Here is a 24,786-nt window from a genome sequence, read left to right as displayed (position 1 = left end):
CGGCTCCGGGCAACTTTGTTTTTTAGTCCGCGCGAGCGACCTGCATCGTACGTAACCCGACCCTCACGCATAACATCGACGCCGGGCACAGGCCATCCATGAAGCTATCCTGCGCGCGGATGACGCGAAGGCTCTTTGAGTCATCGATGCGGCACAGCAGGTAATGAATCGCCGTCTGGACCATGTGCTCCAAGCAGACGATGACCAAACCACGCAACATCACGGCAGCGCATTGCTTGCGCCAATGATCCTGATCACCCCACGTCGCGGCGCCTCAATCATCGACACCAACGCAATACGCTGCGAATGAACACCTATGCCAAAACAGGGCTAGCTGATGTTGTGCGTGATGCCGTCTGCCGGCCATCGCAGGCGGGCATTACCCGCCATGCAGCGCAAGGCCGAAAGCCGCCAACGCATCACACAAAGCTACGCCTTAAACAAATTGGAAAACACGCCACTATCTTGATCAACAGTCACCAGCGACCACGACGTAAAGTGTGCCAACAGATTAATTTGCGTCGCCGACAGTTGGGTCGAGAAGGTGTCGTAATGCGGGAAATTATTGGCGGATATCTCGTTCGTGATGATTTGCTGCACCTGAGGATTGGTGTTGAACAACGCCCCCCAATCACTCGCATAATTGAGATAGACCCAAACGATGGTTATCGGCTGGCTACCTGCGGAGACACCGAACCACCCATTGGCTTGCACAGTCAGGCTCTGCGAGAGGATGGCAGGCTGTGCGGCAGGTGCCGCGCCACCTGCCGCGTTCCACAAGGCGGATAGAAATCCGGCGAATTCGCTCGCAGCAAACACCTGGTTGTGGGCAAAAAGCATGTTCTCCGACATGAGAACGCCCGCTGTGTACGGTACGTAGCCGAGAACCTTATCGTAAGGCTGATAACCGAACAGCGGCGGGATCGCGTCATCGACCACCACCGTGGTGCCGCTGATCCAACCACCTTGGCCGTTCGAGATGCCGGCACTTCCTTGCACCATGGCCGTTTCCGAGTTGACGCAGACAATCACGCTCTCGATGTCGCTGTAAGCAAGCAGGCTGGCGAGGCCGGTATTTTCAAGGCTGCCTCCATCAGCGAAGTTATTTGGATTAGCGTTGCTGCTGCTTTTGGCGACCGACCATGAAGGATACGCGGGCACCAGGTCTTCAAAGTCCGGGAAGTGGAATTCCGCTGCTGACTCCACGCTCAACGCACCGCTTGCAGCAAGCGTCTGCGCAGAGACCTGCAATGCAAAAGGCAGATGGCGCTCGATCCAATTCATAATCGCATCCATCTCTTCTTCCAGCCATCGACGGAATGCTCCTGGATCGGACTCCCACTGCTTAATCTGATTCTTGAGCTTTTCGGCAAACGCCGCGCTGCTCGTACCCATGATGTCCGTGAGCGACCATTGACGGGTCTGTGTCACCGTTGCAGTGTTGCCGGTTCGCGATGTGAAGCTCGAGTTGTAAGCGAACGATTGCACACCGCCGCCGCCTACCGGAGCATTGTTGGCATCGGTGGCATCCGGCGCGCCGACAATGCCCGTCATCAATCCATTGGCTTGCACGGGCGCCAGCAACTGAAAATGAAGACCGGCGTTGACAAACATGCCCATATTGCAAATATGGAGAGGCCGCTGCGTGCGTGACTTGTCGACCTGATCGGCGAATAAATAGGCCGTTTCCAATGCCAATCCACTATTGGCACTCACAATGGTTTTCAGCGACGCTGCCGTCGCCGAGAACATGTCTTTCGGCTGGCCGCCTTGGACATTCATATCAAACAACTCGTAGGAATCGAGGATGTTCAAGGCCATCACCGTCTGCCACAGCATATTTGCCGGCAGCGGGTTGGCGGGATCGAGCCTCAGGAACAACTCATAAAGTAATAGTGCAGTGCCGGCGATACCTTCCAGCGAGAACATATCGGAGGTCATCGGGTTGCCTGCATTGCCATCCGGCAAGTCAGCCAGCTCAGCCTCAGTCAAGGCGCCTTGATTGGCATTGTAAGTACCCAGGTAGGCGGCATCCACCGGTCCGCTATCGGGCATGTATTGATACGGCACGCCGAGCCACGATCCGCCCGATACCGTCGAGAGCGCTCTGATCTGCGAAAGCAGGCTTGCGCCGTTGGCTTGTAGGGCCGCGAGTGCACGAAGCTGGCCCATGCCGGCATTGCAGGCACGTGTGCCACCACCCGAGAGACAAAGACCGACGTTGCCAGGAGTGGACGCCGGTGAGTAGAACTGAGCGACCGTCAGCGGTGGCGTGGTGACTACGGATACATTGAGGGCTAACGTGGTCATGCCTCTCTCCATCTGGCAACGGCACTAAAACCCATAAGCGGGTTGATTGATATAAATCTGCAACGTCGACAGCCACATATCATTGCTGGACGATTGCCTGTGTACGAGGACGCATCTATTCGCGATGCCATGCTCAACCATGCCTCGCGCAAGAACAGCGCACACACAAAAGCGTTCCTTTAATAAAGGAATGGATTAACCACTTGGAGGAAAAGAGATCGCCACGCGAGGTGCCGCCCATCACACGCGGCAGCATGATCGCCATGTCCCGATAATAAAAACCAACAGCGACAAGCGATCCTGCCAGCCAGGAGCGTATCGCCCCCGGCCCATCGCAAGTGTCGATGTTTTCCCCCCGTTACCCCTGGCTAATCACCACGGGCGAACTGTGAAGAGTATGTTGTGATTGATGCGTGAAGATCGCTATGAAAATACGCACACGCACGGCAACGCGCCGGTCAACCTTCATTACGAAGGCGCACTTCTACACGGCAGCCCTCGGCATGCCATGGGTTACATCGCGCAAACGAGCATAGGGGCGATGGGTCCCCCAGTCGGCAAGAACCTCGCACCCATGACAAGACAAGCAAACCAACAACACGCAGTGAGCGTGACCTTGCTCGTTGCTCGATACGCGACGTGACCTACCCGCCACGTCCATCGCCGTGTGTCCCGACATTTACCAACGCCATATCGACAAAGTCCTCGACGTGCGCGTCACCATCATCGACTCGCACTGGCTTGCTCTAAGCCTTCGTCACGGCAGGCAAGGCGGCTTTGCCGGCTGGTGCAAGCCGGACAGTTTCTATTCGTCGAAGATCTGGGTCCCAGCTACCCATTTTGCAGGCCATGACAGCATTGCTGGTCGAAGACGCCCCGGCAGCACCGCCCCCTCAAACCCGTCACCATGGCTTAATTCTGTGTTTTAGATGTTTACGCCGCCTCGCGCGAGCGCATGGAAAAACCGCAGCCGGTCGGCCACCGTTCTCGCTGGAATAGCGCGCAACATGCTCCTACCCACCTGCGGCGTTCCACGCCGAGCCCATCCCACGGAAAGCAGCCAACAGGCGGCACTTCACCACATCCGCGGGCGTGGATAACCTCTGTAGGGCGTGGCATCATTTCTAGGCTAAGACTTGAGGTTCGTCGGGGACACTTTGCTTCACAAACGTGCCCATCGCGGTGTTGTGACATGGTTGGCCTTTTTCGCCATGGGCCTGATCCTGTGCGTGCCGACGATCTCCCGCACGCTGATGGCCTCGGGTGCCATGATGCCCATGGACTGTGCGATGCACGGCGCCATGGGCATGCATCACGACGGCAAGTCGCCGCACGCCCCTCAACCGCTCGATCCCTGCAGCTACTGCACGCTGATGTGCCACACGCCGGCCCTCACAACCGGTTTGGTGCTGACGGTGCCACCGCTGCTGCCCGCACCACTGGCGATTCGTGATTTCTGGCACGACGCCCCCCTTCCCATCCTGCTTGAGCAACGGTCCCGCGGACCACCCGTCGTCTAATCCCCTCGCCGAACCGAAAACACGTTCGTACACCCGCCCGTCTCTCGGCGTGGGTGTGTGGCGTATTTCACGTCGCTGTACTTCAACGTTCGCAGGACACGACACCATGTCATCGCTTCGCTCTCGTCACGCGCCCTCCGCGCTGGCGTTTTTGCTGCGCCCTTCTTTTATCGCTTCGATGAAAGACGCGGCGCCTCGTCCACCGCAAGCCAAAGGCGGCCGAGGTCTATGAACAGCGCTTCACATCAAGCCAAGACGCTGCCTCTTGGCGAACGCTCGCCCGGTGTTTATCGCCTGTTGTGGCGATGGCATTTCTATGCGGGCGTGTTTTGCCTTCCCTTCGTGATGTGGCTGGCCTGTACCGGGCTGATCTATTTATTCAAACCGCAAATCGAACCACTGCTTGAACAGCGCTACACACACGTCGCGCAAGCAGCACGCCAGCCAGCCTCCGCCCAGGTCGCCGCTGCCTTGGCGGCGGTGCCGGGAACGGTGCTCAACGCCTATCAGCTTCCCGCCTCACCCACCTCTGCAGCGCAAGTGTTGCTTGGACATGGCGGCGATCTGGTGCGCGTGTATATTGATCCTTCCACGCTTCGCATCCTGCACATCGTGCGCGACAACGATCGCTTCATGCGAGTGATCTTCTATCTGCATGGCGAACTGCTGATGGGCAATAAGGGTTCCATGGTGGTGGAACTGACCGCTTCCTGGACGATCTTCCTGTTGCTGACCGGGCTCTACCTGTGGTGGCCGCGCGGGCGTCGCCTGGGTGGCGTGTTGTACCCGCGACTGGGGCAGCGCGGCCGTGTGTTCTGGCGGGATCTGCATGCCGTCACCGCAGTGTGGGTATCGGTGTTGGCGCTGTTTTTATTGCTCTCCGGCTTGCCATGGGCGAAATCGTGGGGCGGATTGCTGCGCGATGCACGCCAGCAGTGGGCGCACGCCCATGTCGTACAAGATTGGACCATTGGCAGTGCCGACGAACGCGCCGCCAATCTCGCTGCCGACACGGCGCCGGATGAGCATGCGATGCACCACGGCATGGCCAGCACATCGCCCAATACGCATATCGATCTCGCCGCCCTGGACCGCGTGTTACCCGCCGTGCAAGCCCAGCACCTCACAGCACCCGTGCTGATCGCCCCGCCGTCGCTTAAGCATGCGCAATGGACGGCCCGATCCGATGCCGACGATCGCCCGCTGCGCGCGGACCTGACGCTCGACGCTCGCAGTGGCAAAGTCGTTCGACGCGTGAACTTTGCGCAGCGTCCATGGCTGGACCGCGCGATCGGCTACGGCGTCGCCATCCATGAGGGCGTGCTGTTTCCACCGCTCAACCAGGTGTTGAGCGCATTCACGGCACTCGGGCTATTAGTGGCATGCGTCAGCGCCGCAACCCTGTGGTGGCGTCGACGCCCGACCGGCACGCTCGGTGCACCCATCCCGCATGGTAATGCGCGGCATCCGCGTGTCTTCATCGCCATGCTAGTGGGCCTGGGAATTTTCCTGCCATTGCTGGGCGCATCCATGATCGCTGTTTTGCTGATCGAGCGCGTAGTGCTTCGCCGCTTGCCGGCAACACGGCATTTCCTCGGTCTGGCGACGCCATAAAACGATGCTCGCCACGCGCCGGCAACGCCATCACCCCTATTCATCCTGCGCGTCACCGCGCATCGAAAAATCCATTTAGGAAACATCATGAAAGAAACAACGCTCAAGCATTCCATCAGCGCAATATGCTGGGGTTTGGCGTTCTATGCAGCGGGCTATTCCGGCTACGGCTTTGCCGAAGAGGGCGCCACGCCGTCGCCAGCTTCCACCACACCCACCACGCTTAATGCCGTAACCGTGTCGGCAAGCCTCAATCAGACGTCCGTCGAAGACATGCCGCTGCACACCACCATCATCTCGCAGGAGGACATCAAGAAATCACCGGCGCAGACGCTCGACCAGTTGCTACGCACCATCCCCGGTTTCAATTTTACCGGTGTGCCTGCGGCGATTTCAGACCCGACCGGGCAACAGACCAAGATGCGCGGCCTGGGCAATGCCAAGGTGCTGGTGCTGCTCGACGGCATCCCAGTCATGGATCCGTTCTACCTCACCACGCAGTTCTACAAGATCCCGCTTGCCAACATCGATCATATCGAGGTGATCCGCGGCGGCACGTCCAGCCTGTGGGGCAGCATGGCCGTGGCCGGCATGGTCAACATCATCACTAAGCGGCCCACCGGCAACTCCGGTGTCATCACCGTCGGCGGCGGCAGCGAAGGCACCGCTAATATCGCGTGGAGCCAGAACTTCAAAGTATCGGATGCGCTGGAACTGAATCTGGCCATCAATCAATACCGCACCAATGGTTACATCGAAACGCCGTCCCAATATCTATGGAAGTATCCCAATCTGAAGGCCAATTCAGCGCGCGATACGAATGTCGAACTGTCCGCCTTCTTTCATCTGACCGACGAACTGAGCGGTTTCCTGCGCGTAGGCGATCACCAGCAAGATCAACACATTGGCTATAGCCACGGCCAGAACCTGCAGAACAATCCGGATATTGCCCTGGGTCTGGACAACGACTTCGGCAGGGACGGCAGCCTGTCCTGGCGTGCCTGGGCACAAGAAGTGGACTTCACCAAGTACAACGGCGCTACCTGCTACTACCAGCTTGCCGGCGGTTGCTTGAACAGCAATTCGAAAAAGGAAATCGTCTCGAATAATGTGGTGGAGTATTACACCCAGTACGGAGACCTGGATTATCACGAGCAAGGCACTTCGCTCACCTACTCCAAGTTCTTCAACAGCTTCTTCAATAGCTTCCAGGCCGGCTTCAACTATCGGCATTTGTCGGCGACCGATTCGGAATGGTTCTACGCCACGCCAAGCAAACCGTCCGACCCGCAAGTACTGAATGCAAAGGGATACGGTCAAGGCCAGCAATCGTTCGGCGGTTTATTCGTTCAAGCCAAGATCTCGCCGATCAGCGCATTGCAGATCACGGTGAGCGGTCGCTATGACTACTGGCAGAACACCGATCAGATCAACAGCTTGACCAAGGCCTCCTCTGGCGTGGTGACTGGCGGCGCTATTCCTACCAGCAGCAAGAGTGCATTCGATCCGGGCTTGGGGCTTCATTACGACGTCAATGACGATTGGTCCTTCCGCGGCGCGGCCTACAAAGCGTTCCGCGCACCGGGCTTCAACAACATCACGCGCAGCTATGGCGTAGGCCCGACCACCGTCGCCAATCCGAACCTGGGGCCGGAAAACATGACCGGCTGGGAAGTAGGCAGCGATTACCGAAACAACGATGTTTCGCTCGGCGCAACCTACTTCTCCTACAACATCAAAAACATGATTGCCACCTACCGGATCAACACGCCGGTCGGTGCACCTCAGCAAGTCCTGGATCTGTGCAGTTCATCGGCCACCAAACCCAATTTGACCAATTGCGGTGGTTCCGCTAACTACTACACCAACGATCAGAACGGTAAATCACACGGCGTCGAATTGAATGGAAGCTGGAACGTATCCCGTTCGCTGACGCTAGGCGCCAATTTCACCTATACCAATACCTATCTGACGAGCGAAGCCGTCGCCATCACCACGCCGCTCGGTGTCCAGCTTGTAGGTGTACCGAAAAAAATGGGCTCGCTGGATGCGACATGGAGGCCTTTGGACAAGCTGACCCTCTACGGACAAATGTTCTACATCGGACCGATGTATCTCGACGAAACCACCACGCGCGACAGGTATTACGGCCAGGGCGGGAACATCGTCTACAACGCCAGTGTGAGCTATGCCCTCACCCCTTCGCTCGACCTGTCGGCCAGTGTCGTGAATGCCTTCAACAAGGCGTACTCCGAGAATGCATACGCCATCACGCAGCCCTGGCAGCAGACCTTATCGATGCCGCGTACGTTCTATATGTCGGCAACCTTCAAGTACTAGCGCGCGTTGCGAGACGACCCCGCGTTCGCAGTAACCAATAGCAATTCACCAGGCACGTCGTGTAACGGCTGCGCGCACCATTCACCGGAAAACTCGATGCATTAGGATGGGTGTCGGACAGCGTTTCGCTGAAACCTTCCAAAGTCTGTCGCTGAGACAAGGCGCCGACTTTCGGTGTGAGCTGCATTGCTCAAGCTGCACCGTTAGTGCATCGAGATCCATTTCGCGATGGATATCACACACTGCATCAATAACTTTTTCCTGAAAACGGCTGCCATAATCGCCGCATCATGCAGTGGCGTGATTCAAACCACTTTCACCCCACGGACATTCGCTTGCGTGTTCAGCCAGAACGCATCGTTTTCGAAGCGCCGGAAAATATCCGGTGGCAACACACTCGCCCGCTCCTGCGCGGCTACCCGTTTGCGAACCGCGTGCAAGCCCGGCGTGCCTGTTCGCACGTCGAATGCTTCGGCATCGAAATGCACATGATCGAAATCGTGCTCAAAGGCAGGCTCCCCGATGAACTCGTACACCGCCGTCATCGCCTTCGCGGGATCGCGCACCAGCGTTTCGTACTGCAGCACCATCAGATGCTGCGCATGTTCGCCATAGAACGCTTCCTTCAACGCGTTATACGCATAGCCCACCAGGCCCTCTCCATTGGCAACACCTTCGGCCCGGCTATAAACAGTGCCCCCCGCCTGAAAGTTGAAAATGGAGGAAGGTTGCAATGCATTGCTTCGAATCGCCCGTTCCAGGCTGTCGATGATCCACGAGACATGACGCACGCATGCAATCACTCTCACTTCCGGAAAAAGCTCGCATAGCGTCGGTAACCTGGCACACCACGCCCGGTTCGTGTCGAAGACCACATCAGCCGCAAATTCCTCGCCGTAGTAATTTTCGAAAAGACCGCGCAACACTCGCTGGCGCTGCGCATGAGTAATGAACATCGAAAACTCGTTGCGACCGCTCATCTCGCTCAGCATGGCGTTGACCATGCCGGAAAGCGGGCCGCTCATATTCGCGTGGAACCGAGGGTTTTGCCGTAACAGCGCCGCCAGCAGCGTAGAACCGGACCGAGGCAAGCCCGATATGAAATGAATGGATCGCACCTGTTTCCCCTTTTTACCGACCTGATTTTCTGGAGCGTTCTGATGAAGGCAATTATGCGCGCTCACCCACTTTTTTTGCGATCGTCCATGAGAGATTGACGTGCCATGACACCCTGGTTTCCGCATCGATCGCCTCATCCCTGCACGTGGGGCGGCCAGCCCTTCGTAGACGCCGCCGAGCTACCATTGGCTGATTCGCATGGCGACTTAATCCCTTAAAGCCGTTGACAACAAATCAGCCGAGGCAGATTCAGTCACACCTCGGCGGCGGCCTTTGCGATAACGGCGGCGTTCCGTGCACACCTATCGCCCAAGCATGCTCGCAAGCACACCATCGCGTCGGATGAGTCCGTGATACATCGCCGCGGCCATGTGCATCAGAAATGTGATGAACAACAGCATCGCCAGCCAGGCATGCAAGTGCCGAAGCACTGCAAAGGCTATTGGGCTGACCGGGAAGATCGGCGGGAGGCGCAGTGAGTCGCTCAGCATCACCGGGTAACCGCCAGCCGAAAGCATCGCCCAACCCACCAGCGGCATGGCAATCATCAATAGGTAAAGCAACCAATGCGAAGCATGGGCAGCCAGCTTCTGCGGCCAAGGCAAGTCGGACGGCAGCGGTGGCGGCGGGTTACGCAGACGTACGACCAAACGCACGATCACCAGCACCAGGATGGCTATGCCAAGCGGTTTGTGGATACGCACCAACCATGCATGACGCTCCGAGACGGAAGCCACCATGCCGACACCGATGAATAACATGGCCACGATCAATGCTGCCATCAGCCAATGCAAGGCGCGCGCGGAAAAACAAAACGTATCGGTGGGCTTCCTCATGACTTGCTCTCCGCTTGCGGCTTGGTGGATGTCTGCACGGTGCCGGGTAAGTGGGCTTCCTCACTGGTACGACGCAGATACGAACTGGCATAGGCCGCCGAGCGGGCCGGCAGCAGAGGATCATCGGAAGCGGCGATGCCGTTAGGCAGCACCAGCGGGTCGTAATTGATATCGCGACACGGGCCGCTTTCCTGTGGCTCCGTGCTTTGCACGACGAGTGTGCCAGCGTCGATCGTGCGACGGTCTGCCGGCCATGCCTTGGTGGCGTCGTTGGTAGGATCCCCTGGATTGGCAAGGGTTACCTGCAATGTCCAGCGTAATGGCCCTTGGGACAGACGCTGCTGGAGATCGGCGGCCAGGTAATTCGCATCACCAGCAGGCATCGCGCTTGCGGTTGCCTCCACGGCGTCCGGCACCATGCGCCAGCGCACCGGATGATGCTTGCCGTCGGGGCCCACAAAAACAAAAGCGTCGAGACTCCAATAATTGTCGGTGGCAAAACTGGCCGAGGGCTTGGCCGTTTTCGCCCACGCACGGAAAGCCGCGGTCTCCGGATGAGCCGCAAAAAAGGCCGCCAACTTTTTCCGGTCCGGTTTGCCGGTGGCTGGATCCGGTTGCTGCGCCTTCAACTGATCGTAAAAGGCCTGCGGGGTCGAGACGGGAAACACCGGCATGCTGTTCATGCCAGTACGCCATTGCTGGCCGTTTGCCAATGCGAAACGTAGCGCCATGCTGCGGATGGGCACGCTGCTGTCTGGTGCATAGGGATTGCTGCCAGGGATGGCAAAGCGCCCTACCACCGGTGTGCGCTGGCCTTGCGCAAAGACCTGGGCCACGGAATACGCTGCCGCTTCCCCGTTGCTCTGGAAGTAGCCGCTGATGCAGACGCCTTTTGCATGATTGCGACGGTAGCCGGGAAACACGCCGGCGTTCTTCTGGAACTGGTCGACAATACGGTTGGGAGTCAGGCGCGATGGCGCCAGCCAACCGCCCACATAGCCGAAGGCGCCGGCCATAATTGCCACGGCGAGGATGATAAAAGCCCAGCCGGCAAAGCGGTTTGCCGGCAACATGGGCTGCGATGGGTGGTTCATAAGCATCTCCAAACCAACGAGTCGTAAGAGGACATTGCCTGGATAGACGAACCGCCCGGGGTTTTATTCCATCACTCATCGATGGAATATGGAGGCTCGGGCGGCGTCTTACGGGGCGTCCGCTTCAGAGGCTCCACGGGTATGCCCGATCACGACATCGACGACCAGCTTCGCGAATGGCTGCCCCGACTGCGGCGCTTTGCACTGTGGCTGACCCGCGAAAGTGCCAGTGCCGACGATCTGGTGCAGTCCGCGCTTGAGCGTGCGCTATCGCGCTGGTCCAGCCGGCGAGAAGACGAGGCGCTGCGTCCATGGCTATTCACCATTCTCTACCGTCAATTCCTCGATACACGGCGACGGGCGCAACGCTATGCCTCATTGCTGGAACACTTTCACCGGCATACTCAAAGCGAACAGCCCTCGGTAGAGCGTGAAGTCATCGCACAGTCCACGCTGCAATCCCTGGAGCTTCTACCGATCGAGCAACGCAACCTCTTGCTTTGGATCTCGGTGGAAGGACTCAGTTATCAGGACGTGGCACAGATCCTCGATGTGCCGATAGGCACCGTCATGTCACGTCTATCGCGGGCTCGGCAGGCCCTGCGCCGCCTCAGCGACGGCGAATCCACCAAGGCTCCCCTATTGCGGCTACTCAAATGAACACCACACCCAGCGAATACGAAATCCATGCGTACATTGACGGTCAGCTCGATGAATCACGCCGACAGGCCGTGGAGTTCTACCTAGCGCAGCACCCGGAGCAGGCCGCGAACGTGCAGGCCTGGCAGCGCGACGCGCAACAATTGCGTGCAGCGTTTGGAACATGGCCAAAGCTGCCCGATAACCCGGCCCTCGATCCGGCACGCATTCGCGCGCAGCGACGCCGACGCTTGCGCGCGCGATGGTCGGTAGCCGCCTCGGTCGTGTTTTCCCTGGTTGTGGGTGGATTCGGCGGGTGGCAGATACACGGCTGGCAGGTCGCACAGGCCATGCCTCCGATGGCCGATGCCTTGACGGCCTATCGTCTTGTCGCGCTGGACCGGAACACACCACTGGACGTCGTTTCCCAAAACGATAACGCCCTGGAGCAATGGCTCAACCATCACTTTGATCACGCCGTACGCTTACCCGATCTGGGCCACGCCGGATATCGCCCGGTCGGCGGGCGCCTGTTCGCCACCGAGCAAGGGGTAGCCGTGATGGTTCTGTATGAAGATGCGCAAGGCCGCGCCATCAGCTTTTACGTGCGACGCCCCAGCCCCCTTCGCCATGTATTGCCACGCGGCCAACGCACGGACGGCGACCTGATGACGCAATACGGTTCGGACCATCTGTACAACTACGCCATGGTCAGCCAGGCCGATACGACCGACCAGCGCCTGGTTGCCAAGGCGCTGGGCAGTATTATTTGATGCGCTCCAGCTGCGGTGAATAAGGGCCGATCGAGGCGCATGGTCGCGGTCGCTTAGTGTGCCGTTTCAAGGCCGTCTGAACATACAGGCGATGGTTACACCCGATCTCGCTCCTGCTTACCTGACCTTTTAGGATGTCGATATACCTTTTAAATCTAATATTTCCGGCAAGAAATTGAAAAAATACAGTTCAATCATTAGCACCGATATGTAGTGAAGAAACAAAAGGCCATGAATCCAGGCCATTGCATCGTTGATAGCGATATCTGTTCTTTCCATTACCCTATATAGTCGCCGTCATCATCACTATCCCAGCGTCACTGTGACTAAAGTGCCCAGTGCTCTTGAACTTAGTGGTCTACGTTGCCCAAATGATGGGGAAGGCCACCCTCGTTGCGTCGATTAACAACACTTCCTACGAATTTTCATGGAGTGGGTCATGGACATTCCCGTCGCCAAGCTCACTGATATTACATTCCATTTAATGGTGGAATCGTCACCCAGTGCCGTCATCCTCGCCAACAACGACGGCCGCATTGCATACGTCAATCGCCAGTGCGAAACGCTCTTTGGCTACCGAGACTCGGAGTTGATTGGCCAGCGCGTCGAAATGCTGATTCCCGAGCGATATCGAGCGGGTCACCCTGCCCTACGCACCAGCTACTGCGAAGCCCCGGCCTTGCGAGCCATGGGCGCCGGAAGAGAACTCTATGCGCGGCGCAAGGATGGCTCTGAATTTCCGATCGAAATCGGATTGAATCCACTGGTTCTCGTTGATGGCATCTGGGTGCTTGCGACTATCGTGGATATCACCGAGCGCAAGCGAAGCGAGGACAGATTCCGTCAAGTGGTCCACTCGGCACCTAATGCGATGCTGCTCGTCGATCGCAAAGGCTACATCGTGCTCGCCAACCAGCAAGCGACGATCCTTTTCGGTCATACGGAAAAAGAGCTAATGGGTGCGCAGGTGGAAACGCTGATTCCAGAACGCTTTCGGCCGCACCATGGAAGCCTTCGTGACAGCTTTTTTGCGCAACCACAAACGCGATATATGGGATCAGGGCGAGATCTGGTCGGTCTGCGTAAAGATGGTTCCGAAGTGCCGATTGAGGTTGGGCTCAATCCCATCCAGGCGAAAGACGATCTCATGGTTCTCGCTTCCATTGTGGATATCTCGGAACGCAAGGCACAGGAGGAGCTGAAAACCAAAAAGGAAGCCGCCGAAGCAGCCTATAGGGCCAAAGGCGAATTGCTTGCGATTGCCAGCCACGACCTCAAGAACCCCTTGTCATCCATCGCCGGTCTCGCACAAATCATGCTTGAGATGAAGATGGCCGAACCCGATGCATCCGAACAGGACATTGAATTCCTCAAGAGCATCCATGAAGCATCCAGCCATATGTTTGAAGTGGTCAAGGGCATCCTTGCCAATGAAGGCCTGGAGCAGCAAGGGCTGACAATCACCGAGAACGATATTGACCTGAGTACACTGGCAGCCGACCTCGTGCAGTTCGCCATGCCCTCTGCAGCGAGAAAGGACATCGAGCTAAGCGCCAGCATCGCGCCGGACATTCGTTTTCTTGGTGACAAGACGCGTTTGCGCGAAGCTTTCGACAATTACATCAGCAATGCCATCAAGTACTCTCCCGCCGGCAAGACCGTGACGGTGTCGCTGGTCAGTACGGAGAACGGCAAGTGGATAGAATTCGGGGTGCGTGATCAAGGACCCGGCTTGACGGAAGACGACAAATCCAAACTGTTTGGCAAGTTCAAGAAACTCAGCGCACGGCCAACCGGCGGAGAATCCTCCACCGGTCTTGGGCTATCCATCGTGAAAGCCATTATCGAATTGCATGGCGGACATGTCGGCTGCGACAGTTCGTTGGGACAAGGCGCCTATTTCTGGGCTCGACTGCCCATGCATAAGACCGACAATTCGACGTTGAGTTAACGATAGTATTCGCGCCTTCTTCCTCCAGCAAAAGCGGAATGGCCCTTCACACCGTCATGGGCAGCGAGAAAAACAACCTTGCTGGGCTGGAGCAGCTTGCCAGCCGGTCACGATCAACTCTGACGTTTGACAATCGCTGTCGTACGATCCACTTCCTCTAGCGTGGTCAGGCCCTGCAGTACCTTCAAGACGCCGTCGTATCGCATGGACGTAAACCCATACCGCATGGCTTCCCGTTCTATCTCCATAAGCGAGGCGTGTTTGATGATCATGTCGCGGATGGGATCCGTCACAACGAATATCTCGTGAATCGCGATCCGGCCGGCATATCCGGACTGGCCACAGGCATCACAGCCCTTTCCGCGATAAAAGTGCACTTCCTCGCCGCTCCAATCCTTAAACAAAGCGTTGAGCACTTCCGCAGAAGGGACATACTTTTCCTTGCAGTGCTTACAGATGCGTCGCACCAGCCGCTGCGCCACGACACCAACGACTGACGGCGCGACCAGATAGGGATCCAGACCTATATCTATCAGCCGGGTGATCGCCTGGAACGAGTTATTGGTATGCAATGTAGTCATCACCAAGTGTCCCGTCAGCGCCGCCTGGGAAGCGATACGAGCCGTTTCCAGATCGCGGATTTCTCCGACCAGCACCACTTCCGGATCCTGCCGCAAAATAGCGCGCAGCGCCTTGGCAAAATTCAACTCGACCGCAGGATTCACCTGTATCTGAGAAAGCCCGTCGATACGCAGCTCAACCGGATCTTCGACCGTGACGATGTTGATGTCCGGCGTATTCAAGCTCGACAAAGCCGAATAAAGCGTCGTTGTTTTTCCCGACCCGGTAGGGCCGGTGACATACAACACACCATGGGAAACCTTGATCAACTCACCCAATAGTTTTCGGTTGCGTTGGGAGAGACCCAGTTCGTCCAGCGATTTCACGACTTGGTCCGAGGAGCCGATGGCACGCAGCACGGCTTTCTCGCCAAACGCCGTCGGTACCGTGGACAGTCTGAAATCGTAACTCTTGTCCTGCAACTCCAGTGAGACACGGCCATCCTGCGGCTGGCGCTTTTCGACAACATTGAGGCTGGCTATCACTTTCAAACGAATAAGAACCGGCTCCTTCAACGCATTATTGAGCGTCAGGAGTGTTTGCAGTTGACCGTCAATTCGAAACCGGACCGCCAAGGATTTGGCTGTGGGCTGGATATGAATGTCACTGGCATTGTGCTTCACACAGTAAAGCAACAACCCGCGTACCAGATCGACCACGCCAGCCGAAGAAGCAAACTGCCTGAGCTGCTCCGGCGTGATCTGATCCGGGCGCCGTACCTGATCCGATAATGCGCCACCGATCTGCTCAAGCTCGCTGGCATTCCTGTATTGGATTTCCGCCCAACTGGCGATCTCCTGGGGAAAAGCAAATACCGGACTTATGGGGCCGCCCACCAGCCTGGAAAGCGCCGTCATCGACGCGTCATCCTCCGGATGTGACGTGGCGCAGGTCAACACATTGCCAAGATAGTAAATAGGAATGCATTGAAGCTTGAGGGCCATGTCGCAAACGAGCTTCTCAAGTGCCTCGGGCTGAAACAAGGTCTTCGCTAACGGCACATAAGCCTTACCCAGGCTTGTGCCATACAAATGTCCTAGGAGTTCTCGATCTTCCGGCAAGGGAAGTTGATTGAACAAACCCACGGCAATATCGAAGTCTTTGCTGCCATATCGCTGCGGCAACTCATCGACCTCTGACTCAAGCACCAAGCCGTGCTCCGCAAGGCTCTGGAGGAAGCTGGACCTAGCCACGGGGGCCACGCTTCTTTTTGTCCTTGATGAGTTCCAGGATATCCGATTGCTTAAGAGTCCCTTGCGGCTTTTCCTTCGCCTCGGCCTCGATTTCAAGCAACATCCGGCGTAGTTCAAACCGGTCGTCGTTGGTCTCGTCTCTTGTTGGCTTGTCACTCATAAGATGCCCCCTGGAAGTGCTCTTTCCATACGTCGGAAAGCAGCTCTCGCATCTCCGCCGGAGGGGTGTCCTTTCTAATGTAATGGGTCGCACCCTCGTCGAGACTGCCTCGAATCGTTTCGAAATCCGACATCGACGTCAGCATGACGACCACGGCGTCAGGATGGAATGCGATGATCTCGCGCAATGCCGCCCTGCCGTCCTTGACCGGCATGTTGATATCGAGCAGCACCGCATCCGGGCGGAGTTCTTTGTATAAACTCACCGCCTGCGCACCGTTTTCCGCCTCGGCGACAATCTCGCAATGAAACGGAATGAGCACAGCTTTCAGAAGCTGACGCACGTGCTTCTCGTCATCCGCCAGCAGAACCCTTATTTTCCTTGGCTCGTTCATCAATGCTCCTAACGGATCATTGGGGGGCAAGATTTACGGCAAATACTGCGTCGCATCCGCGCTTTCATCAAGTAGGACGATAGCGGGAAGTGGATGTCATGCCTTATAACCGGCCGACATATGTGATTTGGCGCACACACATTGCCAGGCCAAGATGGCACAGAAGACCCCATCGCCTCAAAGTGCTGTGTCATTCTTGACTGCCGTGCAAGGCAGTCTAAAACTTCCCACACGCGTCAGGATCGGACCCTCCTATGTTGCGTCCCTCCCTCTGGTCCCAAAACACTCTCCCAGGACGGCGGCAATGGCTGGGATTTACGCTGATCGAACTGATGATGGTGATTGCCATCATTGGAATCCTTGCGTCCCTGGCGGTCACGGCCTACCGGCTTTACGTATTGAAAGCCGAGGCCACACAGGTGCTCGTGGATTACGGTCATATCCGCACCGTCATCGCGGTAAAAACCTATGCGGATGCAGAAACAAACCTGGAGTTGGACAGCACGCCGGGCGCCGTGCCTCCGGCCTTGAAAGGTTCATTGGATACACGCGAATTCAATGGCCCGGATGGGATGGTGTTCCAGCTGATCCGCGCCCCGGCGGGCACATTTGCCTCGTATCCCAATACGGATACCTATGCTCTCGTAGCCACGGGCAACAATGCTGCCGCCGTACTAAGACTGCGCGTGATTCGAGCCGTCCTGCCACAGGGGGATGGCGACAAAGTATGGATTCAATCGTCTGCCGATGCGCCCAGCGCCCAGCTGATTTATCCCATCGATATAGGCGCGGTGGGCAATTCCGCGGCTGGCGAAGTAGCGAACAACGGAGGCTCCGGCAGCAGCCCGTCGACAAACGCTTCGGCAGGGTCCGGCTCCAATGCATCCAACGAAACAGCAAGCCCGGGCGGCGAATCTGCTGGCAACAGCTCTGGCGGAAATGGACAGACGACTGGCACAAGCCCGAATCCCACGGCACCAGGGACGGGAAACTCCAGCATCACCGGCAACGGCACGATGAATGGCAATACGTGGACGGCTTCCGCCCACATCTGCATCGGGAGCGCCAGTGGCGGTCCGTTGACCGGACAAACCAACACTGCGGTGATCTTCCAGGTCGTCACGCAATACGCCAATTTCCAGGTCACCCAAATGATCGACCCCACGACTGGCTGCACGGACTACAGCTATGGAGGACTGCCGTTGAGCTCAAACGCTCAAGTGAGCGTGTCGCAAGTCGTGGATTACAACCCGCCCAATAGTGGCGGCCCCTCGGCGCTATGGGATGGCGCGAAGCCTGCATTGACTATAAAGCCATGACTGACCCGATCCAGGATGAATGGAACCGCATGGTGCGCGACAGCCGCAAGGCCCCCGCACCGCCTCCCGCAGAGCCACCACCGCCGCCGTCCCATGAGCAGCGTCGCAAATGGGTACTGCCAACACTCTTTGTCCTCTGCCTGGCAGCGCTCGTACTGCACCTTCATGGGACATTGGCTCCTTGGCCCGCCAGACCTTCTCCTGAAGAAATCGACGCCGGACAAAAAGCTTCGCTGCAGTTGGTATCGAAAGCCATCCACGATTACGCCGCCTTCCATGGCAAATACCCCCAGACCATTGCGGAAGTTTTGCCCCTCACCGTCCATATCGATTATCGCCTGACTGCGGACGGCTTCGAATTGAAGATGGTCGGCCCCGATGGCACACCTATGGTGGTTCGAGGCAAGTAGCGACACCTGTTCTAGAGAAAATTGAATCCGGGTGCTTGGTTGTCCACTCGTTCCAATCCGTGACTGCATGCGGGGCGGCGCACCCTTTCAAACCCGATGTGCGCTTCTCTCTAGACGACAAGCCGACCTATCATGGAGACCAGCTCCAGCTTACGGCTTGCAAACAGTTTACCGATGCGGACTCTGCAGTTGCCCACCGACGAGGCGCACCGCCACGTCGGTTTTAGTTTTGTGCACTTTGAATGCTCGTGGCGTGCCCTTCAAAGTTGTGAACGGCCGTCCAAATGATTGGCGTGGTTCGGGCAGCCTTGGCCGGACTCGACCGCAACAACAGCCTGGTCGCGTGTCTGCACACGGCGGTCGTAGCAACTGCCCAGCGAATCGCTGAAGTGGTATGACTGCTGCCCGTGTTGTCCGCGCGAACCGGTGATGCCTGTGCCGCCGGCATTGAAGTCGGTATTGCTGTGGTCGACAAGATGGTTATCCAGCGTGGACCAGAAGTTCGCGTGGCCGTTCTGCGTGCGCTGGCGCTTGCTCAAATAACCCTGCTGCAGGGTGATGTCGGCAGTGAAATCACCCTTCGCGTGAATCGTTTTGCGGATGTCGATCAACAACGGGTAGACGACGCGATGCGTCTGCTGCACGGTGCCGGTGCCGGTGTCGGTGGTGGCGCTCACCGCATCGATCACTTGCGTGTGCATGGCAATGTGCTGATCGTAGATGTCTTTCGACGGATGATCGAAGCTTTGGCGATTGGCAAAATCCGCATGTTGCTCAACGCGGGTGACGACCTTGCCGTGCGAGGTTTGCAGTTCACCGGTTATCACGTAGTGACCGTTTTGCAGGGTATCCACCTCGCCACGCAAGGTGCCGGCGGCACCGTTTTGGAAGTGACGTTGTACGTGCGGTTGTTCGCCACCCCGCTGTGAAGCAAGCGTGTTTTGCGTGAGCTTGCCGGTGAGCACGTCGCGCCCGTGGTCACGCCACGCCAGCAGGTTGGCAGCGAGGCTGAAGAAGTCGTGCGCGCCCAATACACGCACCGCTACCATGTGAGGCTTGCCATCGTCCAGCAGCGCGGCAAAGGGCGTCAGGTCCACACGGTACGGCGTGAAGTTGAGCGTCTGGATGTCCGTCGTGGGGCGCCACAGATTCGGGTCCACGCCACCGGTGTAGGTCCATGGATAAACTGGTGCGCGGCCCGCTGGCTGGCCATCGATGCTCACGGCCACCTCGCGGAAATTGCCGCCAGGGCATTGTTCCAGCGGATCGCCCGCGTTCGGCGGACCCAGCGAGAATTCGCGCGTGGGCGCCACGTCGGCGTCGTCGATGCACATGTACCACTGCTCATCCACCGCCTGGCTTTGCGCGATCACATCCAGTGCCACGCGCTCGACATTGCGCGGCAGCGTGACCGTGCGCGAAAGCATTTCATCACCGTTCTGCACATCCACCGGATGCCCATCGCTGTCGCCGACCAGACCGATGGCGAGATCGGCAGGCGACGCAGCCTTGTTGCCCGTGGCGACAGGATAGAACACCAGTTGCGCGCTGCCGCGGATCACACCGGCACGCGTGGCATCGATCCAGTTGTTGAGGATCGTCTGGCCATGCCCGATCTCGTGGAACAAGCTCGCGTAATCGGTCACATCGCGCTCGACATGCCAATGCGGGCTGACCTTCGCGCTCGGCTCCTGCGTGGTGCCGTAGAAAAGGTTCACGCCCTTGAGCCATAGGCTGACGGTACGGTCGTACTGCCGTCCGGCGGTCACCGAGAAATCGGCTTCCAACACCACTTTCGACCACGGCCCGGTACATTGCGCAGACGGCGTGTACGTCCACGTGCGCGGCTTCGCCGCACGCGAAGTGGCATTGCCGTGATCGTCGAATGCGACATCCGTATACAGATGGACAACGCAAGGCGTGCCGGCCGGACGCGGCACCGGCGCATCCGCGATGGCGACGCCACGGTCACCCACGGCGGGAGATGTTTGCGCGATGACGAGCGCACTTGGCAACGCCAGTGCAAGGGCAACGGCCGGGCGGATCAGGTGGCGCATGTCGATCATCCTGCGATAGCTTGAAACGTTATCGGCAAGCATGCACGGGATGGCGCCTGATGGCGAGGGACAAAAGTCAGGCCGTGTCAAAACGGCAACTTGATGCGACTGGCATAACGGACGGACGGGCTATACCTTCGGTACTCCCGATGGCATGACCACGACGAATTACGCGTGCCTGGAACGCTGCTCCATTTTGAGCATTTATCTGCACTTGAGTAAGTTGCGATGTACTGTCTAAGCCTGTTGTGTTTGGAACAACAAATGTCCGCAAGTTGCGGGCGTTTAATGCAGCAAACGGCAGTCGTTTAGAGGGACTGACTTCGATGAAGCTACTGGAACAAAATTGGGACATTCTTTTGCACACTCAGCTCCGCCATCTCCTTAAGCCGTTTAATCAACGGCTCACCATCAACATCGAAGAAACAGTCCAGTAGGCATTTCGGCACTATGCCGTAAGTCTTCGCCACACTCCTCTTCCACTCAGAGTTGAACTCTACCGGCGAGGCAATAGCAAACTTCTTTTCAACAAGATCTAGCTCTACTAGAAGCTGCGAAGCCTGCTCCGGGGTCCACTCGCTGTCACTATCAGAATGTGTAACAAAAACAGGGCATCGCTTACTAAATTGCCCTTCTTCGACTTCAGTGATGATGGTATCTCGGAGGAAATTAAAATCCGCATAAGAACCGATCTCAAGCCCTTCGAGTTCTTCGTCACCATCGAATACGCAAAGATAAAGACCCATTCTATACTCGCTCTATTTTGACTAAGCCACCGCGCTCGTGAACATAGTCACGTAGCGTGTGATGCACCTTCGCAGTAGACGGCAATCTTATATATAACCTCTTTCCCTTCGGGTGCGCCATGTATACGAGGAGCTTTACTTGGTAAGTGAGGCGCATTTTGGATACGTTCTTCAACAGATATAACGCCGCCCCGTTCTCCACATCCGGCATAGAACCGCGAGGAGTTTGATGTTTTGTATAAGTGAATTTTGGCTCCATGATCACTTCGCCGATGGTGGTGTAACATTAACACCCCAAAAGTCGAGGTGTTGCTGGAAGCCTGGAGTAACACGCCTAGAAGTCATGATCGTATAAGTCTCATTGCTCACAACTGAGAAGTATGTCTGCAATCTCAATAGGTAAGACGTATCCAACGGATTGCTGTCACCCTTGATCTCGAGATAACCGTTATCAGTACTGTCAAAAGTTGTACCAGTCAACTGACCGCAAGGAGTATAAGAAGAAGGCCCATGCAGAACAGTTACATCGAAAGCTTCAACGGTAAGTTTCGCGACGAGTGCCTCAATAAGCATGGGTTTACGACACTCGCCGAGGCGCTCGGGGTTATTGCCGATTGGCGGCGTGACTACAACCAGGTTCGTCCGCGTAGCAGCTGCGGGTACATCCCGCCCGCTCAGTTCGCGGCTCAATACCGACAGCAGGAAGAACCCACCGAAGAAAACCAGCCATCCATGCAGTAATCTTCAACCCCGGACTTTGCTACCCATGCTTGGCATGGCTACAGATGGCAGGTCAATCTAGCAACCGCACCATGCCTTGCTGATTGACCACATTGAAGATATGTCCGGTTGCGTCTCCACGGCTGCCAAAAATGATTCGAGTAGAACCATCGCCCGCATCGGACATCTGCTGCGTATTGTCATCGATAGTCGTAGCAGAACTAAATGTACTTCCGTATTGCTGTTCGAGAACACTAATGGGTACTGGTCCATCAGAAGGCAAAGCCATAGCTTGATTGCCGTTAAGAGTGACATCAGTGGTGATAAAGCAATTTAGGCAATTTTGGTTGTAGCCAGGAGACAGATAGTTCGGATTTACATTTCTAATCGAACCAGCAGTCTCTGTTCCGGATAAGCCCGTATTGTCTGGAACATCAAAACGACCGCGCAGGGCGCCGTTGCCATATCTCACAGAGTGACGTCACCACTCTCATTCCTGAGATATTTTTCCATGTGCTGCGTCAATCCCTTTAGATCATCATAGGCGGCTGATCCAAAGTCAGGCTGATTCTCAGCCATATATTGGCCAGCAGATACTCCACCCTGAAGTGCAAGCTCTCGCACTTCCCACATTGCTTTTGGACAAATCATCCAATTTATGCCGGGTAGAGCGTCTCGCTGGTGTGCAACCATAATCCAAGTGACGCGCCCCTTATAGATCTGTACAGCATTCTGGAGTTTGTCTATTAGAAGCTGATCTTCATTCTTGAAGCGAAAACTAATAAAAGGTGGCCATGAAGAACGATCGACCTCCTCCTGGTGACCTTCAGTCATGACTTTTACGCGACGTGACTGAAATTTTCGCCATTCCAACTCACTGAGCCTATCGAGAAGATTCAGTAGCTGACCTTCTTCTGCACTGATCTGAAGCGCGTTCATTGCAAACCCTTTGGAGTATTGGAGAATTGTACGCCGTTGGGATTTAGATACTGGATAGACTGCTGCCAACTGTTCAACGGCACTGGCTCAGAAGACCAACGCGGGTCGTATACGTAATTCCCATCCGTGTAAACCTGGTGATAGTACTTCCCACCTTCAACTGAACCATTTTCGAAAACGTTGAGGTCACCACTTTGAGCTGGCCTGACCTCCAAAATATTTCCTGTGCCATCTCCGGCGCTTTGCAGCTTCCATGCAATTTCCGAACAATCGATACAGTCTGTCGCTTGAACCATGTACTGAACACTTGGACTGTTCATCGCCGCGACAACACTGCGCTGTGGAGGAGGAGCGTTTACCGGTGGTGTTGTCGTCTCTCCGGGGAAAACTTCAGTGTTTGGAACAATTATTTATCAACGAACTTAAGCACTTGTAAGTCGTGCAAAAATTCATCCCTCTCAACCAACGAAAGGTCAGCCAGGATGTTATTCAATCCATACGAAGCGATGTCCTCCTTGATTCTCTTACGAATATTCTCTTCGACATCAGGGTACCGACCACCAGACAAGACTAGCTTTACGATGCTAAGCATTATATTTTCAACCGGAAGAACGAAAACACCATCAAAATTGTAGTCAATGGCACCCAGAACTTGTTCAAAAGGCCTATTTAAAACAAGACCATGATCTCGGCAAAATGTGAAATAAGCGTCTAGGACACTTGATTTAATTTCACTGTAGCTTTTTCGCTTATTTTTAAGGTTCATGTTGAAACTCACATTACGGATGTTTCGGAGTTGGAGGGGTCACATTTCCGCCATTATCAAGGACATTCAAATTGATATTGGGGTACATGTTCTGAAACTGCTGAATAACATTCGAACAACTGGCGCAAGGAGGACGCTCTGTAAGCAAAGTTATTGATCCTGACGCAGAAGTGTTATCCCCCAGTTGATAAGCAACATTATTCAAGATCTGCGCTTCTGAATCGATATCTCGGAGTAAAGGATAACCACTCGCAGTTGGCACAACAGTACTCGGAAACGTGGGAGCTGAAAGTGAGCCAACAAAACCTTGGGCCTGTTGCGCAGCTGTAGGATTGCTGATTTGACTAGAGGCTGCCATCGTTGGCTGGACACCAGGTAAGTCGATTTGCGCAACGCCCATGTTTCCACTCGTCTGGGCGCTTCCTGACAAAGTTGCACGCAAATCTGCAATTTGCTGCGTCAACACCGACTGCGTTTCGGCTCCCGCGTTTGGAACACCAACACTATTCGTAGCCGTCGGATTCGTCACCCCATTAGTCGCCGGCTCCGTCGCCGCCTCGCCACCAGCGATCAACACTGCCTGACCCAACTGCTGACCTGCACCATACCCCGACTGGAACGCCGTCGATGGCGCACCACACCCCGACACGAGCTCGCACCCGCTCTCGCTCATAAACGGGAGAACCTGATCTGCGGCACCCGTCACGATGCCAGCCCCGCCCTGAGCCACCGTCAGCGCCGTAGAGGGATTGGAGCCGGCCAAAGTCGTCGCGTTCGTGGTCGCCTGGGACTGCGCGGTGGGCGTACCCACTGGCTGACCGGGTGGGAGGGCGTAGTTAGGGAAATACCCTCCTTCCAGCAAACTCTGGTCACCTTGTTGCATACCGGTGAGGTCTGCCGACGACATGGGCGTATTGAGAAAGCCCATCAGGGCGGCCGTATCTTGCTGACACGCTTGACCACCCGGATTTGCCGTGCAGTCCGATTGCGCCTGAATATCATTGGCCTGCGACTGCACTTTCGCGGTAGCAACCGCCTGCTGACACGCTGACGTATTGGCTCCTCCCTGGCACGCCTTGTTAACCGCATCGATCTGCGGATGCGTCAGGTAGTTGTATTGCGTACCCGCAAGCGCCGTCGCCGCGCCGGCTCCGCCACCGACTAGGCCACCAATCAGCGTCGTGCCTGCCAAGACGCCGCTAGCGCCGTACTGCTGCAGATACGGAATCGCCGCTTCGCTCACGCCTGCACCAAGCGCACCTTGC

21 protein-coding genes and 1 pseudogene are annotated in these 24,786 nt (G+C 56.5%); 9 read left to right on the top strand and 13 right to left on the bottom strand.

Translation table 11 applies throughout. The features are described 5' to 3' along the window. Positions 1-429: 429 nt before the first annotated feature. Positions 430-2,310: a hypothetical protein gene (locus tag AC4HNJ_RS21075; RefSeq protein ID WP_490481584.1), complete on the bottom strand. Its 1,881-nt coding sequence runs from the start codon at positions 2,308-2,310 to the stop codon at positions 430-432. Positions 2,311-3,497: 1,187 nt separating this feature from the next. Between AC4HNJ_RS21075 and AC4HNJ_RS21070 the strand changes: the two genes are divergently transcribed. The 3 genes from AC4HNJ_RS21070 to AC4HNJ_RS21060 all read left to right on the top strand — a co-directional run bounded on the left by AC4HNJ_RS21070 (position 3,498) and on the right by AC4HNJ_RS21060 (position 7,784). Next, on the top strand, positions 3,498-3,830 hold the full coding sequence (locus tag AC4HNJ_RS21070; protein ID WP_490481583.1) for a DUF2946 domain-containing protein: 333 nt from the start codon (positions 3,498-3,500) through the stop codon (positions 3,828-3,830). 228 nt (positions 3,831-4,058) lie between these two features. Then, the gene (locus AC4HNJ_RS21065; RefSeq protein WP_490481582.1) at positions 4,059-5,444 is read left to right on the top strand and encodes a PepSY-associated TM helix domain-containing protein; all 1,386 of its coding nucleotides are present in this window, start codon (positions 4,059-4,061) and stop codon (positions 5,442-5,444) included. Positions 5,445-5,531: 87 nt separating this feature from the next. Then, positions 5,532-7,784, top strand: coding sequence for a TonB-dependent receptor plug domain-containing protein (locus AC4HNJ_RS21060; protein WP_490481581.1), 2,253 nt, complete (start codon positions 5,532-5,534; stop codon positions 7,782-7,784). A gap of 305 nt (positions 7,785-8,089) precedes the next feature. Here the strand turns inward: AC4HNJ_RS21060 and AC4HNJ_RS21055 are convergent, their stop codons facing one another. The 3 genes from AC4HNJ_RS21055 to AC4HNJ_RS21045 form a co-directional block, all read right to left on the bottom strand. Beyond that, on the bottom strand, positions 8,090-8,902 hold the full coding sequence (locus AC4HNJ_RS21055; RefSeq protein ID WP_490481580.1) for a sulfotransferase family protein: 813 nt from the start codon (positions 8,900-8,902) through the stop codon (positions 8,090-8,092). 303 nt (positions 8,903-9,205) lie between these two features. Further along, positions 9,206-9,739, bottom strand: coding sequence for a cytochrome b (locus AC4HNJ_RS21050; RefSeq protein WP_490481579.1), 534 nt, complete (start codon positions 9,737-9,739; stop codon positions 9,206-9,208). After that, positions 9,736-10,833, bottom strand: coding sequence for a catalase family peroxidase (locus tag AC4HNJ_RS21045; RefSeq protein ID WP_490481578.1), 1,098 nt, complete (start codon positions 10,831-10,833; stop codon positions 9,736-9,738). Before AC4HNJ_RS21045 ends, AC4HNJ_RS21050 begins: the two co-directional genes overlap by 4 nt. 141 nt (positions 10,834-10,974) lie before the next feature. Here AC4HNJ_RS21045 and AC4HNJ_RS21040 point away from each other — a divergent pair, with 141 nt between their 5' ends. The 3 genes from AC4HNJ_RS21040 to AC4HNJ_RS21030 all read left to right on the top strand — a co-directional run bounded on the left by AC4HNJ_RS21040 (position 10,975) and on the right by AC4HNJ_RS21030 (position 14,196). Beyond that, positions 10,975-11,493, top strand: a complete 519-nt coding sequence (locus AC4HNJ_RS21040) for an RNA polymerase sigma factor (RefSeq protein ID WP_490481577.1) — start codon at positions 10,975-10,977, stop codon at positions 11,491-11,493. Next, positions 11,490-12,245 carry an anti-sigma factor family protein gene (locus AC4HNJ_RS21035; RefSeq protein WP_490481576.1) on the top strand — a complete coding sequence of 252 codons (756 nt, stop codon included), beginning with the start codon at positions 11,490-11,492 and terminating at the stop codon, positions 12,243-12,245. The genes AC4HNJ_RS21040 and AC4HNJ_RS21035 overlap by 4 nt, the downstream gene beginning before the upstream one ends. A gap of 439 nt (positions 12,246-12,684) precedes the next feature. Beyond that, positions 12,685-14,196, top strand: a complete 1,512-nt coding sequence (locus AC4HNJ_RS21030; protein WP_490481575.1) for a PAS domain-containing sensor histidine kinase — start codon at positions 12,685-12,687, stop codon at positions 14,194-14,196. A gap of 113 nt (positions 14,197-14,309) precedes the next feature. Here the strand turns inward: AC4HNJ_RS21030 and AC4HNJ_RS21025 are convergent, their stop codons facing one another. Genes AC4HNJ_RS21025 through AC4HNJ_RS21015 form a run of 3 tightly spaced genes read right to left on the bottom strand, consistent with a single transcriptional unit; the run spans position 14,310 to position 16,564 of the window. Further along, positions 14,310-15,965 carry a GspE/PulE family protein gene (locus tag AC4HNJ_RS21025; protein ID WP_490481592.1) on the bottom strand — a complete coding sequence of 552 codons (1,656 nt, stop codon included), beginning with the start codon at positions 15,963-15,965 and terminating at the stop codon, positions 14,310-14,312. Between the two features lie 37 nt (positions 15,966-16,002). After that, the gene (locus tag AC4HNJ_RS21020) at positions 16,003-16,170 is read right to left on the bottom strand and encodes a hypothetical protein (RefSeq protein ID WP_490481574.1); all 168 of its coding nucleotides are present in this window, start codon (positions 16,168-16,170) and stop codon (positions 16,003-16,005) included. Beyond that, positions 16,163-16,564 carry a response regulator transcription factor gene (locus tag AC4HNJ_RS21015; RefSeq protein WP_490481573.1) on the bottom strand — a complete coding sequence of 134 codons (402 nt, stop codon included), beginning with the start codon at positions 16,562-16,564 and terminating at the stop codon, positions 16,163-16,165. Before AC4HNJ_RS21015 ends, AC4HNJ_RS21020 begins: the two co-directional genes overlap by 8 nt. Positions 16,565-16,818: 254 nt before the next feature. Here AC4HNJ_RS21015 and AC4HNJ_RS21010 point away from each other — a divergent pair, with 254 nt between their 5' ends. Both AC4HNJ_RS21010 and AC4HNJ_RS21005 read left to right on the top strand, forming a co-directional pair. Then, positions 16,819-17,883 carry a pilin gene (locus AC4HNJ_RS21010; RefSeq protein WP_490481572.1) on the top strand — a complete coding sequence of 355 codons (1,065 nt, stop codon included), beginning with the start codon at positions 16,819-16,821 and terminating at the stop codon, positions 17,881-17,883. Further along, the gene (locus AC4HNJ_RS21005) at positions 17,880-18,293 is read left to right on the top strand and encodes a hypothetical protein (RefSeq protein ID WP_490481571.1); all 414 of its coding nucleotides are present in this window, start codon (positions 17,880-17,882) and stop codon (positions 18,291-18,293) included. The genes AC4HNJ_RS21010 and AC4HNJ_RS21005 overlap by 4 nt, the downstream gene beginning before the upstream one ends. 260 nt (positions 18,294-18,553) lie before the next feature. Here AC4HNJ_RS21005 and AC4HNJ_RS21000 read toward each other — a convergent pair whose 3' ends face one another. Then, the gene (locus tag AC4HNJ_RS21000; protein WP_490481570.1) at positions 18,554-20,350 is read right to left on the bottom strand and encodes a peptide-N4-asparagine amidase; all 1,797 of its coding nucleotides are present in this window, start codon (positions 20,348-20,350) and stop codon (positions 18,554-18,556) included. Between the two features lie 332 nt (positions 20,351-20,682). Next, positions 20,683-21,096: an Imm70 family immunity protein gene (locus tag AC4HNJ_RS20995; RefSeq protein WP_490481569.1), complete on the bottom strand. Its 414-nt coding sequence runs from the start codon at positions 21,094-21,096 to the stop codon at positions 20,683-20,685. A gap of 504 nt (positions 21,097-21,600) precedes the next feature. On the opposite strand from AC4HNJ_RS20995, the pseudogene AC4HNJ_RS20990 reads away from it, so the two are divergent. Then, positions 21,601-21,837 (top strand): annotated as a pseudogene (locus tag AC4HNJ_RS20990) (integrase core domain-containing protein); the annotation flags it as partial. A gap of 52 nt (positions 21,838-21,889) precedes the next feature. On the opposite strand, the gene AC4HNJ_RS20985 reads toward AC4HNJ_RS20990, so the two are convergent. The 4 genes from AC4HNJ_RS20985 to AC4HNJ_RS20970 all read right to left on the bottom strand — a co-directional run. Then, a complete protein-coding gene (locus AC4HNJ_RS20985) occupies positions 21,890-22,288 on the bottom strand; it encodes a toxin glutamine deamidase domain-containing protein (protein ID WP_490481568.1) in 399 nt (132 codons plus the stop codon). Next, complete coding sequence (locus AC4HNJ_RS20980; protein ID WP_490481567.1) at positions 22,285-22,755, bottom strand: hypothetical protein; 471 nt, start codon at positions 22,753-22,755, stop codon at positions 22,285-22,287. Before AC4HNJ_RS20980 ends, AC4HNJ_RS20985 begins: the two co-directional genes overlap by 4 nt. 406 nt (positions 22,756-23,161) lie before the next feature. Continuing rightward, the gene (locus tag AC4HNJ_RS20975) at positions 23,162-23,521 is read right to left on the bottom strand and encodes a hypothetical protein (protein ID WP_490481566.1); all 360 of its coding nucleotides are present in this window, start codon (positions 23,519-23,521) and stop codon (positions 23,162-23,164) included. A gap of 13 nt (positions 23,522-23,534) precedes the next feature. Continuing rightward, positions 23,535-24,786 (bottom strand): deaminase domain-containing protein (locus AC4HNJ_RS20970; RefSeq protein ID WP_490481565.1); only part of this gene is annotated, 1,252 nt, incomplete at its 5' end.

It is taken from the genome of Dyella sp. SYSU CM1112 (genome assembly GCF_058216415.1).
This window is presented reverse-complemented; position numbering and strand designations above follow the sequence as displayed.

Coding starts and splice junctions, on each gene's coding strand:
- AC4HNJ_RS21075 (WP_490481584.1), bottom strand. CDS start 2,310: ATGACCACGTTAGCCCTCAATGTATCCGTAGTCACCACGCCACCGCTG.
- AC4HNJ_RS21065 (WP_490481582.1), top strand. CDS start 4,059: ATGAACAGCGCTTCACATCAAGCCAAGACGCTGCCTCTTGGCGAACGC.
- AC4HNJ_RS21060 (WP_490481581.1), top strand. CDS start 5,532: ATGAAAGAAACAACGCTCAAGCATTCCATCAGCGCAATATGCTGGGGT.
- AC4HNJ_RS21050 (WP_490481579.1), bottom strand. CDS start 9,739: ATGAGGAAGCCCACCGATACGTTTTGTTTTTCCGCGCGCGCCTTGCAT.
- AC4HNJ_RS21045 (WP_490481578.1), bottom strand. CDS start 10,833: ATGAACCACCCATCGCAGCCCATGTTGCCGGCAAACCGCTTTGCCGGC.
- AC4HNJ_RS21040 (WP_490481577.1), top strand. CDS start 10,975: ATGCCCGATCACGACATCGACGACCAGCTTCGCGAATGGCTGCCCCGA.
- AC4HNJ_RS21035 (WP_490481576.1), top strand. CDS start 11,490: ATGAACACCACACCCAGCGAATACGAAATCCATGCGTACATTGACGGT.
- AC4HNJ_RS21030 (WP_490481575.1), top strand. CDS start 12,685: ATGGACATTCCCGTCGCCAAGCTCACTGATATTACATTCCATTTAATG.
- AC4HNJ_RS21020 (WP_490481574.1), bottom strand. CDS start 16,170: ATGAGTGACAAGCCAACAAGAGACGAGACCAACGACGACCGGTTTGAA.
- AC4HNJ_RS21015 (WP_490481573.1), bottom strand. CDS start 16,564: ATGAACGAGCCAAGGAAAATAAGGGTTCTGCTGGCGGATGACGAGAAG.
- AC4HNJ_RS21010 (WP_490481572.1), top strand. CDS start 16,819: ATGTTGCGTCCCTCCCTCTGGTCCCAAAACACTCTCCCAGGACGGCGG.
- AC4HNJ_RS21005 (WP_490481571.1), top strand. CDS start 17,880: ATGACTGACCCGATCCAGGATGAATGGAACCGCATGGTGCGCGACAGC.
- AC4HNJ_RS21000 (WP_490481570.1), bottom strand. CDS start 20,350: ATGCGCCACCTGATCCGCCCGGCCGTTGCCCTTGCACTGGCGTTGCCA.
- AC4HNJ_RS20995 (WP_490481569.1), bottom strand. CDS start 21,096: ATGGGTCTTTATCTTTGCGTATTCGATGGTGACGAAGAACTCGAAGGG.
- AC4HNJ_RS20980 (WP_490481567.1), bottom strand. CDS start 22,755: ATGAACGCGCTTCAGATCAGTGCAGAAGAAGGTCAGCTACTGAATCTT.
- AC4HNJ_RS20975 (WP_490481566.1), bottom strand. CDS start 23,521: ATGAACCTTAAAAATAAGCGAAAAAGCTACAGTGAAATTAAATCAAGT.